At 34.6% G+C, this 16,945-nt stretch carries 15 protein-coding genes; 5 read left to right on the forward strand and 10 right to left on the reverse strand.

Annotated elements, in window-relative coordinates; translation table 11 throughout:
• Positions 1–64 precede the first annotated feature (64 nt).
• The 4 genes from IEV72_RS01275 to porW are packed head-to-tail and all read right to left on the reverse strand — an operon-like array spanning position 65 to position 3,624.
• A complete protein-coding gene (locus IEV72_RS01275) occupies positions 65–448 on the reverse strand; it encodes a hypothetical protein (protein ID WP_188457262.1) in 384 nt (127 codons plus the stop codon).
• Positions 441–686, reverse strand: a complete 246-nt coding sequence (locus IEV72_RS01280) for an AtpZ/AtpI family protein (protein ID WP_188457263.1) — start codon at positions 684–686, stop codon at positions 441–443. Before IEV72_RS01280 ends, IEV72_RS01275 begins: the two co-directional genes overlap by 8 nt.
• Positions 634–1,056, reverse strand: coding sequence for a bactofilin family protein (locus IEV72_RS01285; protein ID WP_188457264.1), 423 nt, complete (start codon positions 1,054–1,056; stop codon positions 634–636). Before IEV72_RS01285 ends, IEV72_RS01280 begins: the two co-directional genes overlap by 53 nt.
• Positions 1,057–1,059: 3 nt before the next feature.
• The gene (porW, locus tag IEV72_RS01290) at positions 1,060–3,624 is read right to left on the reverse strand and encodes a type IX secretion system periplasmic lipoprotein PorW/SprE (RefSeq protein ID WP_444544424.1); all 2,565 of its coding nucleotides are present in this window, start codon (positions 3,622–3,624) and stop codon (positions 1,060–1,062) included.
• A 170-nt stretch (positions 3,625–3,794) separates the two neighbouring features.
• Between porW and IEV72_RS01295 the strand changes: the two genes are divergently transcribed.
• Both IEV72_RS01295 and IEV72_RS01300 read left to right on the forward strand, forming a co-directional pair.
• Positions 3,795–5,819 carry a thioredoxin domain-containing protein gene (locus IEV72_RS01295; protein ID WP_188457266.1) on the forward strand — a complete coding sequence of 675 codons (2,025 nt, stop codon included), beginning with the start codon at positions 3,795–3,797 and terminating at the stop codon, positions 5,817–5,819.
• Positions 5,820–6,758: 939 nt separating this feature from the next.
• Positions 6,759–7,127 carry an endonuclease domain-containing protein gene (locus IEV72_RS01300; protein WP_188457267.1) on the forward strand — a complete coding sequence of 123 codons (369 nt, stop codon included), beginning with the start codon at positions 6,759–6,761 and terminating at the stop codon, positions 7,125–7,127.
• A 604-nt stretch (positions 7,128–7,731) separates the two neighbouring features.
• Here IEV72_RS01300 and IEV72_RS01305 read toward each other — a convergent pair.
• A complete protein-coding gene (locus tag IEV72_RS01305; protein ID WP_188457268.1) occupies positions 7,732–8,802 on the reverse strand; it encodes an isoaspartyl peptidase/L-asparaginase family protein in 1,071 nt (356 codons plus the stop codon).
• A 138-nt stretch (positions 8,803–8,940) separates the two neighbouring features.
• Between IEV72_RS01305 and IEV72_RS01310 the strand changes: the two genes are divergently transcribed.
• Both IEV72_RS01310 and IEV72_RS01315 read left to right on the forward strand, forming a co-directional pair.
• Positions 8,941–9,513 (forward strand): MarC family protein, encoded by a 573-nt coding sequence (locus tag IEV72_RS01310; protein ID WP_188457269.1) that lies wholly within the window; start codon positions 8,941–8,943, stop codon positions 9,511–9,513.
• A 4-nt stretch (positions 9,514–9,517) separates the two neighbouring features.
• Positions 9,518–9,736, forward strand: coding sequence for a hypothetical protein (locus IEV72_RS01315; protein ID WP_188457270.1), 219 nt, complete (start codon positions 9,518–9,520; stop codon positions 9,734–9,736).
• Between the two features lie 66 nt (positions 9,737–9,802).
• On the opposite strand, the gene IEV72_RS01320 is transcribed toward IEV72_RS01315, so the two are convergent.
• The 5 genes from IEV72_RS01320 to IEV72_RS01340 all read right to left on the reverse strand — a co-directional run bounded on the left by IEV72_RS01320 (position 9,803) and on the right by IEV72_RS01340 (position 15,984).
• Positions 9,803–10,078: a F0F1 ATP synthase subunit delta/epsilon gene (locus IEV72_RS01320; protein ID WP_188457271.1), complete on the reverse strand. Its 276-nt coding sequence runs from the start codon at positions 10,076–10,078 to the stop codon at positions 9,803–9,805.
• A gap of 10 nt (positions 10,079–10,088) precedes the next feature.
• Positions 10,089–11,600, reverse strand: coding sequence for a F0F1 ATP synthase subunit beta (gene atpD, locus IEV72_RS01325; RefSeq protein ID WP_188457272.1), 1,512 nt, complete (start codon positions 11,598–11,600; stop codon positions 10,089–10,091).
• A 122-nt stretch (positions 11,601–11,722) separates the two neighbouring features.
• A complete protein-coding gene (gene glmS / locus IEV72_RS01330; RefSeq protein ID WP_188457273.1) occupies positions 11,723–13,570 on the reverse strand; it encodes a glutamine--fructose-6-phosphate transaminase (isomerizing) in 1,848 nt (615 codons plus the stop codon).
• Between the two features lie 12 nt (positions 13,571–13,582).
• Complete coding sequence (bamH, locus tag IEV72_RS01335) at positions 13,583–15,154, reverse strand: BamH family beta-barrel-assembly machinery protein (protein WP_188457274.1); 1,572 nt, start codon at positions 15,152–15,154, stop codon at positions 13,583–13,585.
• A 5-nt stretch (positions 15,155–15,159) separates the two neighbouring features.
• A complete protein-coding gene (locus tag IEV72_RS01340; RefSeq protein WP_188457275.1) occupies positions 15,160–15,984 on the reverse strand; it encodes a glycogen/starch synthase in 825 nt (274 codons plus the stop codon).
• A 110-nt stretch (positions 15,985–16,094) separates the two neighbouring features.
• On the opposite strand from IEV72_RS01340, the gene panC reads away from it, so the two are divergent.
• Positions 16,095–16,943, forward strand: a complete 849-nt coding sequence (panC, locus tag IEV72_RS01345; protein WP_188457276.1) for a pantoate--beta-alanine ligase — start codon at positions 16,095–16,097, stop codon at positions 16,941–16,943.
• Positions 16,944–16,945 lie beyond the last annotated feature (2 nt).

Here is a 16,945-nt window from a genome sequence, read left to right on the forward strand (position 1 = left end):
GTAATTAAATAATCTTTATATTATACATCAATTTTTGAGAAGTTTCAATTGAAAAATATCTAGATTATTCCTTAAATGAAATATGGTCAAGAATTTTCTTAGTTACAAAGATTTCAAAGACTAAAGATGAAAAATAAGGAATGAAAAAAACCAAGAATTGATGAGCTTCAATCTTGAAGTCGGTTACATATTGTATGGTTAGAAATAAGATAATTTTAAATGTAGCAACTCCTAAAAAAACAAATCCAATTTGATGTTTAAAGCTTTCGCTAAAAAGCGAAACGATAATTAAGTACAAAAGTGTAATTATGGAATTAAAAGCATAGCTCCAATACATGATGCTATTATTTTCAACCTCTTCTAATAAAAAATGCGGTACAAAAAGAATGAGCATTAAGAGCAAATAAGCCAAAATAAACTTAAAAGGATGAAGAATGGGTTTACTCATCGTTCATTTTATTGAGTTGTTTAACTACAGAGTAAATGGAAGCTACTAAACCAAAAATAACCAATCCAAATGCGAAGTAGGGTTTGGATGTTTCAAATTTTAAATCGAGTTTTTCACCAAAAAATGCCATTAAATAAACCGTAACGCCTATTTGTAGACCTAATCCAGTAAAGAAAGCCCAGTTTTTAAGCGGTTTGTTCTTTTTTTCGGGTTTGTTGTTGTCTGCTTTTTTCGTCATTTAGTGATTTTACTGCTCCTTTCATTTTACAGGTTGCGTTAAAGACAGCTCCAGGTTCTATAGCAAGCTTTTCGGTAACTACATTGCCTTCGATAATAGCACTTGATTTTAGAGTAAGTGTAGAATTAACGGTAATTTCTCCAGAAAATTTACCTTCAAAATCAGCATATTCACATTGTATTGAACCTTCTACATAACCCGTTTTACCTACTACTACTTTTCCAGCTGTGGTTATATTACCCTCTACTTTTCCTTCAATTCTAAAACTTCCTTGAGAATCTATATCTCCTTTAAAAGTAGTTCCTTGTGCAATTTTGTTCTGCTCTTTAGTTAAGTCTTCCACTTTGTTATCTTTTTTATTTCCAAACATTTGCTACTGTATTTTTAGATATTCCTCCATATTTTTATGGATTTGTAATATGCTGTAATTGTCTTTCGAAATAGGGAAATATTCCCATTCTTTGAGAGTTACACCATTTTCCAATAGCAACTCTGCCATACCTTCGCTCCCTAATTTACTATTTAGGTCGTGTAAAAGTACAAAATTATAATCTTTGCTGTAAATATCTACAGAAAGCTTTAACTGTCCGTATTCCAGCTCGGTTAATCCTTGTTTTATATTCGCTTTTAATTGCGCTAACTCTTCTAATGTGTAATCATCACTTTCAAAGTAATAGACCAATTTAAAATCATCTTGATTGTTATCTGGTTTAAATTTTGCATTTTTCATGCTACCATTTAAATTATTGAGCAGTTTTTGTGCTTTTTTGCCTTCTTTAGTTTGCGGATGATCTAAAGCTACTAATTCCAGCTCTTCTTTGTAGGCATGGTAACCAAAAAGTCTTCCTTTTACTTGTGCTTGCAGCAATTTAAATTTTGGCAACATTGGTGTTGCCGTAAACTCTTCCTCCCAATACTGGATTTCTTCTAAAAGTCCTTTTAAATCTTGCTTCTGAAACTTCCTATACAATCTCGCATATACTTTGTTTGGGCTGTTTTCTCCATCCCGTAAACTTCTAGGATTCAGTAAAATTTCTGCATATCTAGAGTTTGGATGTTCACGAATAATGTTTTGTTTCCAGACTTCTGTATTGGCTTGGTCATCAAGATTCTTGTAAGCCAAATATAAATTGTACTTGGTAGGCAGAATTAGTTTTTCATCTACATTATTAAAAGTTAAAAGCTCTTTAAAACGCTCAATAGCTAGTTCGTTTTCTTTGAATTTTTCTTTGTAAATAACTCCTAATTGAAAATAAGCATAGGTGCGTTCTTCAGAAATGCTATCGATTATTTTTTTATCGGTAGGAATTTCAGAGATATAAGTTTGCGGATCGAACTGTGGGTCCGAAAAAAGATTGTCATCTTCTTCAGGCTCTTCTTCTCCATCTTCATTTGTATTTCCTTTGGAAGCTTTTTTTCCTTCCAAACGCCAATTATCGTCTAAAGCAATGTCACCCCAAGTACGCTTAAATTTTGTTTTTCCGCTAGAAATTTTAGCTGGATTGTAAAAATAAAATTCTTGCTTACTTCCATCATTTCCTGAATTGGATTTAGCACCTCCGAAGCCTCCAATTTGCGGCGCTACCACATTGGCCATGCGCTCATCTTTTTTCTGTTGAGCAAATAAGCTTTTGGCTTCTTCTTTTAATTGATTGGTGTATTTTGTAAAGTAAGCTATACGTGCTTGATCATCCATCTCAACTAAGTTTAAGATGCTGTCCGTTTCAATAGCAATGTCTTCGTATTTAATAACTTCGTCTAAATTATCGCGCTTCTTTTTGATGAGCCTGAATTCTCGCGTACTTTGATCCACATTAGTCATTGTACTATCATAATAAAAGCCGGAAGTTTTGTAGGATGCCTTATCGAAATAAATTTCTGCTAAATTAAAATAATCACGCGAACGCAAGTAAGTGCTTTCAGGTTGTTCTCGTAAAGATTTGTTGTAATAGTCTATTGCTAAATCTATGGAATCGATTTTTAAATAATGTTGAGCAGATTCGAAGTATAAGAAATCTAAGAAGTTTCTATTTTCCCAATCTTCGTGTAATTCTTGAAAATATTCTTTTACGTAGGGCGTATCTTCTGCTTGATGGTCTTCGTTTTTAAATATTTCCATAAGCGAATGTACCATGTAATTGCGTGGAGGTCTTCGTTTAAATTCAACTACCTGTTCAAAACTAGCGGTTGCTGAATCTTTATTGCCTATTTGATTGTAAAGTTGACCTTTAATATACGTCCACCTAGCTTTTTCATCATAGGTTTCTACATATTCAGCAGCAAGATCTATAGGTTCAATTGATGCTTCATAATTTTCAAGTTTAATATGAATAGCGCCAATTGTTGAATATATTTCAACTAAATCTTCTGGTAGAATTTCAGAATTTTCAGCAAGAATTTGTTGTAAATTTTCCAAAGCAGTTTCATCATAATTCAATCGCATATTGGTTTTCTGCAACCAAATTTCAGCTTTGGTAATAATTTCTGAATCGGGATAATGATTTATAATAAAGGAAAAAGCATCTTTTGCAGGAATAAATCGCTGATCGAAATAACGAGCTTTACCCAGCAAGAGATAAGCTTCATCTACTTGGTAATTGTATTCCCTACCACCCATAAACATGGAGTGTTTTTGTATACCACGTGTTGCTTTTAACTCCGCATTTCCAAAATATTCATTTAACGGAACGGTGTCGTTACGCTCGGGTGGTAATTTTGCCATCCGCTCAACAGGAAGAACTTCAAAATAATGATCTGCATTTTGTTGCTTTACATCATTAATTCCTTGAAGCATTTCAATATTACCATGATACAGAATATTATAATACGTAGTCATGGCATGGAAATTCCTATTCACGAACTTATTTTCTTTTCGCGAACAACCCCAAAGAGATAGTAAAACAATCCCTATAATAAAACTAGTTTTGTACTTCGGCATGCACTTTTTTACTTCTATAATGCTAACTCTAAAAAATATAAATTAGTATGATGTGGGCGCAAAAATAGGTTTAATATCTTAAACAAGATGAAGAAGACATAAATTTCAAAAGAAGCGAGTATTCACCATGCCATTTTTAGACTAATTCATATTTTTACTAAAAAGGAAAAATGGCAAATACTACAAATCAACTTCATTTGGCTTCTAGTCCGTATTTACTTCAGCATAAAGACAATCCAGTGCATTGGTTAGAATGGAATGCAGACAGTTTACAAATGGCAAAAAAAGAAAACAAACCGCTTATTATCAGCGTTGGTTATGCCGCCTGTCATTGGTGTCACGTAATGGCGCACGAGTCTTTTGAAGATGAACAAGTTGCTAAATTAATGAATGAACATTTTATTTGCATCAAGATTGATCGGGAAGAACGTCCTGATATCGATCAAATTTATATGGATGCTGCACAAATTTTAACGGGTCGTGGCGGTTGGCCTTTAAATGCTTTTGCTTTACCTAACGGAAAACCTTTTTATGCAGCTACTTACTTTCCTAAAGAAAATTGGAAAAAAGTGCTTCAAAATATTGCGAAAGCGTATCGGGAAAGTTATGCGCAGATAGAAGAAACTGCAAACAAACTCACCGAAGGCATACAGCTAAATGATGGATTTGAGTTTGCACCTGAAAAGTTTACCGCCTTTACCAAAACTGATTATCAGGATTTATTGGCAAGCTGGCAAAAATTCATCGATTTTGAAAAGGGCGGATTTAAAGGTGCTCCAAAATTTCCGATGCCTAATTCTTGGCAGTTTTTGCTACAATACTATTATTTTACAAAAAATGAAACCGCTTTAGAAGCCACCCTTTTGCACTTAAATGAAATGGCAAAAGGCGGAATTTACGATCAAATTGGTGGTGGATTTGCACGCTATTCGGTAGACGACAAATGGTTTGCTCCCCATTTTGAAAAAATGCTATACGACAATGCTCAACTTATAAGTTTGTATGCAAATGCGTATAAAATAGTTCCTAAAAAACAGTATAAAATACTAATCGAAGAAAGTTTAGCTTTTGTAGCCAAAGAATTAACCCACAAAAATGCTGGATTCTTTGCTTCATTAGATGCCGATAGCGAAGGCGAAGAAGGAACATATTATATTTGGAAATACGACCAATTAAACGAAATTGTTCCTGCTGAAGACTGGGATTGGTTTCAAAAATACTACCAAATTACCCAAAGAGGAAATTGGGAAAACGGAGTGAATATTTTACATGCTGTAGCTGATCCAATTCAATTTGCAAAAAAGGAAGCTTTAGATGAAAGCGATTTCTTGAATAGATTAAAATCTGTAAAAGAAAAGCTCCATGAAACACGATGGAAACGCGAACATCCCGGCTTGGATGATAAAATTCTGACTTCTTGGAATGCCTTAATGTGTAGAGCTTATGTTGATGCTGCAACGGCTTTACAAGATGAAAAGCTGCTGGAGTTAGCTGAACAAAATGCAGATTTTTTATTCGAAAATCTTTGGAGTAAAAACAAACAACTTTTTAGGAATTACAAAAATGGAAAAGCCAGCATTCCTGCCTTTTTAGATGATTATGCCTTGTTAATTGAAGCACTTCTTGCGGTATATCAAGCCAACTTTAAAAAGGAGTACCTTAACTGGGCAGAAGAACTGGTTGAAATTTGTATTCGGGATTTTTATGACGAAAAAACAGGTTTGTTTTTCTACACTTCCAAAAAAGGAGAACAACTAATCGCTCAAAAATTTGAAGTGAATGACAATGTAATTCCCGCATCCAATTCTTCTTTAGCAAAATCGCTTTACCAATTAGGATATTTACTGGAAAATGAAGAATACCTAAAAGCAAGTGAACAAATGCTGATGCATGTAAAACAAAAAATGTTTAAATCTGGACCTTATTTTGCCAATTGGTCTGTGTTAGCAGGTTGGATGACATATGCTTTAAAAGAAGTTGCTATTGTAGGAGAAAATGCAGCTAAAAAAACGTTCAACCTACAAGAAAACTTTTATGGAAACGCTTTGTTTTTAGGTGGAAACGAAGAAAATTTAGCACTACTGAAAGGCAAAAAACCCAAAACTGGAACCCGTTTTTACGTATGTGAAAACAAAACCTGTCAACAACCAACAACAGATTTAACTGAAGCGATCGAACAAATTCAAGCGTTTTAAGTTGAATAAGATAGGAAGTGTGAAGTGAAGCATATTGAAGAAACACCGTTGGGTATTTGTTTTTTTTTGAATAAATACACCCATCTCCGGTCTTCCCTCTCAGGGAAGAAAACTGATTTAGGATTATATCAACTAAAATGTTGAATTGAAACATTTTCCCTAGAGGGAAATGCCGACAGGCAAAGGGTGTTTTGAGATGAAAAAATTCCATCTCTTGGATTCTTTCAAATATACCCATCTCTGGTCTTCCTTCCTAGGGAAGATGAATGATTCAGGATCATATCAACTAAAATGTTGAATTGAAACATTTTCCCTAGAGGGAAATGCCTACAGGCAAAGGGTGTTTTTCAATGAAAAAATTATTTGATGGTTTTTTTAGAAAAAAGTCCATCCTTTAGATTCTTTCAAATACACCCATCTCGGGTCTTCCATCTCAGGGAAGAAGTTTGATTGGAGATCATATCAACTAAAATGCCGAATTGAAACATTTTCCCTTAGAGGGAAATGCCGACAGGCAAAAGGTGTTTTTAATGAAAAAATCATTTTATGGTTTTTTAGAAAAAAGTCCATCTCTTAGATTCTTTCAAATACACCCATCTCTAGTCTTCCCTCCTAGGGAAGAAGTTTGATTGGAGATCATATCAACTAAAATGCTAAATTGAAACATTTTCCCTTAGAGGGAAATGCCGATAGGCAAAGGGTGTTTTTCAATGAAAAAATCATTTGATGGTTTTTTTAGAAAAAATTCCATCTCTTAGATTCTTTCAAATACACCCATCTCGGGTCTTCCATCTCAGGGAAGAAGTTTGTTTGGAGATCATATCTACTAAAATGCCGAATTGAAACATTTTCCCTTAGAGGGAAATGCCGATAGGCAAAGTATATTTTTGTTCTTTGAAATTTACCATATTTTATTACTTTTAAAAAAAGTTGATTTGTATGCGTAACCATAATATCTTACCATATACCAAAGAAGCTAGAGAATATGCATCACAACTGCGAAAGGAAATGACAGCAGCAGAAAAAACCTTTTGGAATGCTACTAAAAAATCTAAACTAGGTGTTGTAATGCGAAGGCAAATGCCAATTCTTGATTATGTTGTAGATTTCTATATTAAAGAAATAGGCCTTGCCATCGAAATTGACGGTAATATTCATGATAATAATATCTTAGAAGATGGTTTGAGACAAGCAAGAATTGAGAAATTAGGGGTTCAATTTGTTCGTTTCACAAACCGACAAATTTCAGATGATTTACCCAAAGTTTTAGGAGAACTAAAAGAGTTGATAAATGAAATGAAAGACTAAAAATAAACATCCTTTAGGATTTTTTTCAAGCACATCCATCTCTGACATATTTCAAATACACCCATCTCTAGTCTTCCCTCCCAGGGAAGAAGTTTGATTGAAAATCATATCTACTAAAATGCCGAATTGAAACATTTTCCCTAGAGGGAAATGCCGACAGGCAAAGGGTGTTTTTCAATGAATGATTTGATTTTTTTTTTACAAAAAATCACACCCATTTCTAGAATTTTTCAATATCACACAGCTTTGATTTTCATTAAATACACCCATCTCGGGTCTTCCATCTCAGGGAAGAAGTTTGATTGGAGAACACATCTACTAAAATGCCAAATTAAAACATTTTCCCTTAGAGGGAAATTCCGTTAGGTAAAGGGTGTTTTTCAATGAGTGATTTGATTACTCTTCTTTCACAAAGAATCACACCCATCTCTAGTCTTCCCTCCCAGGGAAGAAGTTTGATTGAAAATCATATCTACTAAAATGCCGAATTGAAACATTTTCCCTAGAGGGAAATGCCGACAGGCAAAGGGTGTTTTGAGATAAAAAGCAACAAGCCGACAGGCAAAGGGTGTTCTTCAAAAGCCATAGAGCAAATTCAAGCGTTTTAATCTTCTTTGTACATCCCTATTTTTAGTTCGCCTTGTTCATTCATTTGTGCTCGAAACATTCCAGGAGTGTTGAATTCCATAACTACATTTCCTAAATGGTCTATGGCTACAATTCCACCACTTCCTCCTAGATTACCTAATTTTTCTTGAATGACTATTTTGGAAGCTTGTTCTAAACTCAAATTTTGGTATTCCATTAAAGCTGAAATATCATAAGCAACTACATTTCTGATAAAAAACTCGCCATGACCTGTTGCTGAAACCGCACAAGTTGCATTATTGGCGTAATTTCCAGCACCAATAATAGGCGAATCTCCTATTCGACCATATTTTTTATTGGTCATTCCACCTGTAGAAGTTCCTGCCACTAAATTCCCATCTTGGTCTAAAGCTACACAACCTACCGTTCCGTATTTATCATTTTGGATCAACTCGTCTTTAAAATATAATGAAGTCTTTCCATTATCATTGGCTTGACTTCGTCTTAAAGATGCTTTTTTACTTTCAGTGTGGAAATATTCGTTTTCAACCAATTCTAATCCTTGCATTTGTGCGAAAGTCTCTGCCCCTTTTCCACTTAATAAAACATGTGGTGAATTCTCCATAACTTCGAAAGCTAAATTAATGGGGTTTTTTACGGTAGTAACACCAGCTATTGCACCCGCATTTAAAGTACCACCATGCATAATTGAAGCATCCAATTCATTAACTCCATCTGCTGAAAAAACGGCACCTCTACCCGAATTAAACAAAGGCGAATCTTCTAAAATATTGATGGTTTTCATAACGGCTTCTTCAGCTTTACCACCATTAGCTAATATCTCATGACCAACACGAATGGCTTCTTCCAACTTATTTTCGTAAACAGTTTGCATTGAATCACTCATAAATTCTTTTTTAATCACTCCCGCTCCACCATGAAGTGCAATGCCAAATTGAGCTTGTTGAGATGCTCTAGCTTTTTCTACTGCTTCTTTTTGGTTCTCTACTTTTTGTTGAATTCCTTCTCGTTCTTCAACACAACTAAAAAGAAATAAACTAATCAGAAATACATAACATGTCTTCATAAAAATATTTTTTTAAATGTAAGCTAAATGAAATTTTAGGTAAAGAAATCTCTTACAAAAATTCCTTTTTATTAACATTTACGATGATTTAATATCAATTTTAGCGCGTACTTTTGCGCGCGATTTGAAAAAACAGAAATGGAATTTAATTTGAAAGAAATTTTTACAGCAGGAATGATTCTCTTTGCTGTAATTGATATTGTGGGCAGCGTGCCCATTATTGTTGACTTAAGAAAGAAAGTGGGGCACGTACAAAGTGAAAAAGCTACTTTAGTAGCTTGTATTTTGATGATTGCTTTTTTGTTTATTGGAGAAAGCATTTTAGAGTTAATTGGTATTGATGTAAATTCTTTTGCCGTTGCAGGAGCATTTATTTTGTTCTTTTTGGCTATTGAAATGATTCTAGGTATACAATTATATAAAGATGATGCGCCAGAAACTGCAGCTATTGTACCTATTGCGTTTCCTTTGATTGCTGGTGCAGGTACAATGACAACTTTACTATCTATGAAATCTGAGTTTGAAACGCAAAATATAATTGTAGCGGTAATTATCAATTGCATTATTGTTTATGCAGTCTTAAAATCTACCAAACTTATTGAACGAGTTCTAGGAAATCAAGGAATTGCAGTTATACGTAAAATTTTTGGTGTAATTTTGTTAGCCATAGCCGTTAAATTATTTACAGCTAACATTCAAAATTTATTTTAAGAATATGAAGTATTTTATTTATTTTTTAATGCTTTTTGCGGTTGCCATGATGGTTTTATCCTTGAGTTTAATAAACTTCGATAATCTACTTGGAGAAGAAAGTCAATTTGGAAGCATCAGTTTTATGGCATCATTAATTGTTTTGGTTTTACTGATTGTTTTATTGGCTTCGAAGAAAGTGAAGGAAAAATACAATGAACAATTACAAGACAAAACTCATTAAATAACAGAAATAAAAAAAGCCTGAATTTAAAAATTCAGGCTTTTTTTTGTGTAACTGCGCTGTTGTTTAATCTACAAGAACAATTACTTTATTTTCTTTTAGTTCAACTATTCCTCCATTTATAGGAAAAACTTTCTTGCCATTGATATTTTTAAACTGGCTTTCTACTTTTTCCGGTATTGGAGTATCTGCAGATAGCTTAATACCACCTTCAATTAAAATTGAAACCAAAGGCGCGTGATTGTTTAGCATCTGAAATTCACCATTAGCACCTGGAAGGCTCACTTCGTTCACCTCGCCGCTAAATAAAATTTGTTCTGGACTTACTATTTCTAAATGCATTCTAAATGGTTTAGTTATCGGCTAACATTTTTTCACCTGCTTCAATAGCTTCTTCAATACTACCTTTAAGGTTAAATGCAGCTTCAGGAAGGTGGTCTAATTCACCATCCATAATCATGTTAAATCCTTTGATGGTTTCTTTAATGTCTACTAAAACACCTTTTAAACCTGTAAATTGTTCTGCTACGTGGAAAGGCTGAGACAAGAAACGCTGTACACGTCTTGCTCTAGAAACAGCTAACTTATCTTCTTCAGAAAGTTCTTCCATACCTAAAATAGCAATAATATCTTGTAATTCTTTATAGCGTTGTAATAATTCTTTTACGCGCTGTGCACAACTATAATGATCTTCTCCTAAAATATCTGCAGTTAAAATTCTTGAAGTAGAATCCAATGGGTCTACCGCTGGATAAATACCAAGTTCTGCAATTTTTCTGGATAATACAGTTGTTGCATCTAAGTGAGAGAAAGTAGTTGCAGGCGCTGGATCGGTAAGGTCATCTGCTGGCACATAAACAGCTTGTACAGAAGTAATCGATCCTTTTTTAGTAGAAGTAATACGTTCTTGCATAGCACCCATTTCGGTAGCTAATGTAGGCTGATAACCTACTGCAGATGGCATCCGTCCTAGCAGTGCAGAAACTTCTGAACCAGCTTGTGTAAAACGGAAAATATTATCTACGAAGAAAAGTACATCTTTTCCTTCTGCGCTGTCTCCAGCACCGTCACGGAAATATTCAGCAATGGTTAATCCCGAAAGTGCAACACGTGCACGCGCTCCAGGTGGTTCATTCATCTGTCCGAAAACAAAAGTTGCTTTCGATTCTTTCATTACAGACTTATCTACTTTTTGCAAGTCCCAACCACCATCTTCCATGGAATGCATAAAATCATCTCCATATTTAATAATGCCAGACTCAAGCATTTCACGTAAAAGGTCGTTTCCTTCTCTAGTGCGTTCTCCAACACCTGCAAAAACGGATAAACCACCGTGACCTTTTGCAATGTTGTTAATCAATTCCTGAATCAATACGGTTTTACCTACACCAGCACCACCAAACAATCCAATTTTACCTCCTTTTGCGTAAGGCTCAATTAAATCGATTACTTTAATACCGGTAAATAAAACTTCAGTTGAAACGGATAAATCTTCGAAATCTGGAGCTTGTCTGTGAATAGACATTCCGCTTTCGCCAGTTTTAGGCAAATCACCTAAACCGTCAATGGCATTTCCAGTTACGTTAAACAAACGACCGTAAATATCTTTACCAATTGGCATTTGTATTGGATTTCCAGTTGAAACTACTTCAACTCCACGACTTAAACCGTCTGCAGAATCCATGGCAATTGTTTTAACTATGTTTTCACCTACGTGAGACTGTACTTCTAAAACAACTTTTACACCATCAGGACGAACAACTTCTAAAGAGTCGTAGATTTTTGGTAAGTCTTTTACATTGTCAAATTCTACATCGATAACTGGACCGATTATTTGAGCGATTTTACCTTTTACTTGAGACATTATCAATGAATTTTATTGAGAATTTATATCTAAATTTCGAGTTGCAAATATAGACGTTTTAAAAAAACTTTAAACTTACTTTTCTGTTTTTTATTTTGTATGATTTTTCAACTTAAAATTTACTATTCTACAGTAACTGATTTTGCTAAATTTCTAGGTTGATCTACATTTTTACCAAGCATTACGGCAATGTGATAAGACAACAATTGCAGAGGTATAGTAGTAAGCAAAGGCGTTAATGCTTCAAAAGTATCGGGCACTTCAATTACGTGGTCGGCCACTTTACTTACTTGCTCATCTCCTTCCGTAACTATAGCAATGATCTTTCCTTTTCTAGATTTAATTTCTTGAACATTGCTAACAACTTTTTCGTAATGGCCTTTTCTTGTAGCAATAACAACCACGGGCATTTCTTCATCTATCAAAGCAATAGGTCCGTGTTTCATTTCTGCGGCAGGATACCCTTCTGCATGAATGTAGGAAATTTCTTTTAGTTTCAACGCACCTTCTAATGCCACCGGAAAATTATAACCTCTACCTAAATACAAGCAGTTTCTTGAATTTTTATAGTGATTTGCCACTTCAATAATATGTTTATTTGCTTCTAAGGCTTTTTCTATTTTAGACGGAATCAAATCCATTTCCTGTAAATACAAATAAAAATCTGACTTACTTATGCTTCCTTTTTCTTTTCCTAATTTTAAGGCGATTAAGGTTAACAAGGTAATTTGTGTTGTAAATGCTTTGGTTGAAGCTACTCCAATTTCGGGACCAGCATGTGTGTAAGCTCCAGCATCTGTAATTCTTGAAATAGAAGAACCTACTACATTACAAACACCAAATACAAATGCTCCATTTTCTTTAGCTAACTTAATTGCTGCCATGGTATCTGCCGTTTCACCACTTTGCGAAATAGCAATTAGCACATCTCCTTTACCAATTACAGGATTTCGGTACCTAAACTCTGATGCGTATTCAACTTCAACTGGAATTCTTGCTAAGTCTTCAAAAATATATTCAGCTACTAGGCCTGCGTGCCAAGATGTACCACAAGCAACTATGATTATTCGGTTTGCATTTAAAAAGCGCTCTAAATGATCGTCTATTCCAGACATTTTTATAATTCCTTCTTTTACCAGCATTCTACCTCGGTAAGTATCTTCTATAGCGGAAGGTTGTTCATAAATTTCTTTGAGCATGAAGTGATCGTAACCGCCTTTTTCAATTTGGTCTAAATTCATTTGCAATTTCTGCACGTATGCATCAACCAAATTATCGTTTTTTATTTCGCGAACGCGAACATCTCTTCCTAAACGCACAACTGCCATTTCTCCATCTTCAAGATAAATAGCATCTTTGGTAAATTCGATGAAGGGTGAAGCATCTGAAGCGATAAAATATTCGTCTTCTCCTACTCCAATAGCTAATGGACTTCCTAAACGGGCAACCACTAATTCATTGGGTTTTTTACGATCGAAAACGGTTATAGCATAAGCTCCAACTGCTTGATTAAGCGCAATCTGAACAGCTTTTCCTAATTTTACATTATCGTTTTTTTGTACATCTTCAATTAAGTTTACCAATACTTCTGTATCCGTATCAGATGAAAACGTATAACCCCGATTAGTAAGTTCTTTTTTTAAAGATTCGTAATTTTCAATAATTCCATTGTGGATGATCACTAAATCTCCAGAATTAGAAATATGTGGATGCGAATTAACATCATTCGGTTCTCCGTGAGTAGCCCATCGGGTGTGACCAATTCCTATATTTGCAGTTAAATCTATATCTGCTTTACATTTTTTATCCAAATCTGCAACTTTGCCTTTGGTCTTACAAAGTTTGATTTCAGCATCTGAAAACAATGCAACGCCAGCACTATCGTAACCGCGATATTCTAGCCGCTGCAAACCGTTTATTACAATTGGGTAGGCATCTCGCTTCCCAATGTATCCAACAATTCCACACATAATATATTTGATTTAGTTAATTTCGGTAAATTGGAGTTTTAGTTTTACGCGTTTTTCTGGTACAGGAGAATTGCTTCCGTGAAGTACGGTACCTTTTGTAAATTCTACAGCCGATCTAAAAATACGTTCAATTTCGTCATCAGCTGTTTCAGCTTCAACTTGTACCGAAGAGTTGACGTTATCAGTAACCATTAATCCTAATTTTACATTTGTTGAATCTGATGCAATTACTTGATTGATATGGTCTGTAATACGTAAGCGATACCTTCTGCCTTCATCTTCAACATTTAAAAGTGGTCCTAAGTGACTAATTCTAGACGAACTCGGACTGTCTCCAGCAGTTCGATCTCTAAAATAATCTAAAAGCACTGTGTTGTCTTCTAGGTTAAATAAAATGATTCGGTTTATCCGGTTTGCTTTGGAGTTGGCCACATCTTCATTTACGTAAAATTCTAAATTGGCATCGTTCACCAAAATATCTCTATCGCGTAAATCTTGTAATTCGTCTGAAACTCCGTCACCATCGCTATCTTGACCAGTAAACAATTCAATTACACTATAATAACCTGCGCCACCTTTCAAGTAAAGGTTTTCTTCTCCTTCTTCTGTATTTGGATTACTGCTATCTATCAAGAAATTGTCTTCTAACAAACCTACTTTTATACCATCAAAATTAAGTCTAAAGCGATTCCAAACATTTTCGAATTCTTCTTCTGTATTTTCTGGGTCTTGGTTAGGTTGAAGCCTTTGAGTTTGGTAATGCAATGTTACATTTGCATCTTCATCTAACAAGTTGAAGGCTGCTGAAACACCATCGCCATTGGCTTTTTCCATTACAATATGTAAGCCTCTGAAAAAATTAACAAAGCTTGCGTTGCTTACCAATTCTAAATCTCCTTGTTTGTCTAAAATTGCCTCTTGAAAAAGTTGAACAGGCAAATGAACTCTAATTCTAGGCGCTAAGCTTAATGTATCTATTGATTCTGCCCCGGAACGCTGAATTAATTCTATGCGCTCTTTGAAATCTTCTAAATTAAGTGGACCTACTTCTGCTAAAGCTTCACTTTCTATATTGGGTTGAAAAGTGGATATTTGATCTGAATAATAAAGTTGATTTTGATCAAATTCTCCATCTTCACCGGGATCTATATTTCTGAGTAAATGATTAGACTTGTATACTTTTATAAAAAACTCACCATCACCTTGAACCGAATCTAATGTAAATTCTTCTTCTTCAATTTCTCTACTGTAAAAAGGCAAGGTTAGCACTACACTGTCTAATTCTGGGTCGGTTCCAAAATCTGAATTAGGCACACTAAGTTGCAATTGAGTAAGGATGCTGCTTTTAAAATTACCAAAAACAGGATCTTGATAATCTGCAAGCGTATGTAATCTTAAGTTATTAGATTGTACGCGGTTTACTCGTTTAGAATACGTAACCAGGTTTTCAGTTTCGTAAAGCGGTGGTAATTCTATTGTATTAATCAGGTCGCTTCCTGTTTCCATAAAGTCGTCATCGCACGACCAAAATGTTGTAAATATTCCAAAAACTAAGATTAGTTTTAGATAGGTTTTTTTCTGCATATTCATTAAGATTCTACTTCTTCATTTAAAACTTTAGCGAGGTAAAAGTTTTGATACACATTCGAGAATTCTTCTTTAGCAACGTAAGGCAAAATAGGGATACCTTTATCTTCTGCACACTTTACCAATTCTTCAGGCAAGTTTTCTTCCCCTAGAATTATAGCATCAGAATTTTGGATAGCCGTCTTCATCAATCCTTCGTAAGTTGGGTTTTTGAGCGCTTCTACGGCTTCGTCTTCAATCCCGTCGAACAAAACTTTTTTAATCATGTCTTGGTCTAACGTTCCTTCAAAGCCTTGATTGTATAAAGTGGTCACTATTTTTGCATCTTTAAACAAAGGTTCGTTTCCGTAGTAGTTTTTCAAGTAAAGCGGAATTAAAGCAGATAACCATCCATTAACATGAATAATATCTGGACCCCAGTTTAACTTTTTTACCGTTTCAATCACTCCTTTAGCAAAGAAAATTGCACGCTCGTCATTATCTTCAAAAAGCACTCCATCTTCGTCGCTGTAGGTAGCTTTGCGTTTAAAGTAATCTTCATTATCAATAAAATATACTTGCATTCGCTCTTTCGGAATGGAAGCCACTTTTATAATGAGTGGCATGTCTAAATCATTGATAACCAAATTCATTCCTGACAAACGAATTACTTCGTGTAGTTGGTGTCTTCTTTCGTTTATATTTCCAAATTTAGGCATGAAAATTCGGGTCTGACCACCCATGGCATTAACCATTTTTGGAGCTTCAAAAGACATGGTAGACATTTCGTTTTCAGGTAAGTATGGGATGACTTCGGAAGATACGTAAAGTATGCGCTTATCATTCATAAGAAAAACTTTATATTAAAAGTTATGTGTAAAAAACGTGCAAATTTACAAAAATTTATGCGGATTGAAGCTAAAATATTAGTTTTGCAAACAATTTCTAAAAAAGACATGTGTTAGTTAATCAAACTTCTAAGCTACAAACCAAGCTTAAAAAAGCCGTAAATAAGCAACAAAAAGTAGGCTTGGTTCCCACTATGGGCGCATTGCATTCTGGACACCTTGCCTTAATTGGTGAAGCTCAAAAAATCTGTGAGCAAGTAGTTGTCAGTATTTTTGTTAATCCTACACAGTTTAATAACGCATCTGATTTAGAAAAATATCCGCGAAATTTAGAGCAGGATCTTGCACAAATACAAAGCAGCTATCCCAATGTAATTGTATTTGCTCCAGAAGTGAGCGAAATTTATGGGAAAAATGTAGCTGCAGAAGAATTTGACTTTGGTAGCATTACCACTTTTATGGAAGGAGAATACCGCGCCGGACATTTTAATGGCGTTGGGACTATAATTAAACGCTTATTTAACTTGGTAAAACCTGATTTTGCTTTTTTTGGCGAAAAAGATTTCCAGCAATTACGCGTAATTCAAAAGCTGGTTGAAATTACAGAACAACCTGTAAAAGTAGTGGGTTGTGCAACCCAACGCGAAGTCAACGGACTAGCCAAAAGCTCTAGAAACCAACGCTTAACCGAAGAGCAAAAAGAAAAAGCTGCAATTATTTACCAAGCGCTAGAAACGGCTAAAAACAAATTTAACCAGTCTAGTATTGCTGAAATTAAAACAGAAATAAAAGGTATTTTTGAAGCTTATCCTGAATTTGAATTAGAATATTTTGAAATTGCAGACGTTAAGCATTTAGTTCCTACTGAAACCAAACAAACAAACACCCCATACCGAGCATTTATTGCAGCTTTTGTAAACGAAGTTCGCTTGATAGATAACATCGCTCTTAATTATTAATT

The sequence above is a fragment of the Psychroflexus planctonicus genome, assembly GCF_014640195.1.
In the GTDB taxonomy this organism is placed as follows: Bacteria; Bacteroidota; Bacteroidia; order Flavobacteriales; family Flavobacteriaceae; genus Psychroflexus; species Psychroflexus planctonicus.

Bases quoted from the DNA above. Each gene is read 5' to 3' on its own strand.
- IEV72_RS01310 (WP_188457269.1), top strand. From the start codon at position 8,941: ATGGAATTTAATTTGAAAGAAATTTTTACAGCAGGAATGATTCTCTTT.
- IEV72_RS01320 (WP_188457271.1), bottom strand. From the start codon at position 10,078: ATGCATTTAGAAATAGTAAGTCCAGAACAAATTTTATTTAGCGGCGAG.
- bamH (WP_188457274.1), bottom strand. From the start codon at position 15,154: ATGCAGAAAAAAACCTATCTAAAACTAATCTTAGTTTTTGGAATATTT.
- IEV72_RS01275 (WP_188457262.1), bottom strand. From the start codon at position 448: ATGAGTAAACCCATTCTTCATCCTTTTAAGTTTATTTTGGCTTATTTG.
- IEV72_RS01300 (WP_188457267.1), top strand. From the start codon at position 6,759: ATGCGTAACCATAATATCTTACCATATACCAAAGAAGCTAGAGAATAT.
- IEV72_RS01295 (WP_188457266.1), top strand. From the start codon at position 3,795: ATGGCAAATACTACAAATCAACTTCATTTGGCTTCTAGTCCGTATTTA.
- glmS (WP_188457273.1), bottom strand. From the start codon at position 13,570: ATGTGTGGAATTGTTGGATACATTGGGAAGCGAGATGCCTACCCAATT.
- IEV72_RS01340 (WP_188457275.1), bottom strand. From the start codon at position 15,984: ATGAATGATAAGCGCATACTTTACGTATCTTCCGAAGTCATCCCATAC.
- IEV72_RS01315 (WP_188457270.1), top strand. From the start codon at position 9,518: ATGAAGTATTTTATTTATTTTTTAATGCTTTTTGCGGTTGCCATGATG.
- IEV72_RS01285 (WP_188457264.1), bottom strand. From the start codon at position 1,056: ATGTTTGGAAATAAAAAAGATAACAAAGTGGAAGACTTAACTAAAGAG.
- atpD (WP_188457272.1), bottom strand. From the start codon at position 11,600: ATGTCTCAAGTAAAAGGTAAAATCGCTCAAATAATCGGTCCAGTTATC.
- IEV72_RS01305 (WP_188457268.1), bottom strand. From the start codon at position 8,802: ATGAAGACATGTTATGTATTTCTGATTAGTTTATTTCTTTTTAGTTGT.
- porW (WP_444544424.1), bottom strand. From the start codon at position 3,624: ATGCCGAAGTACAAAACTAGTTTTATTATAGGGATTGTTTTACTATCT.
- IEV72_RS01280 (WP_188457263.1), bottom strand. From the start codon at position 686: ATGACGAAAAAAGCAGACAACAACAAACCCGAAAAAAAGAACAAACCG.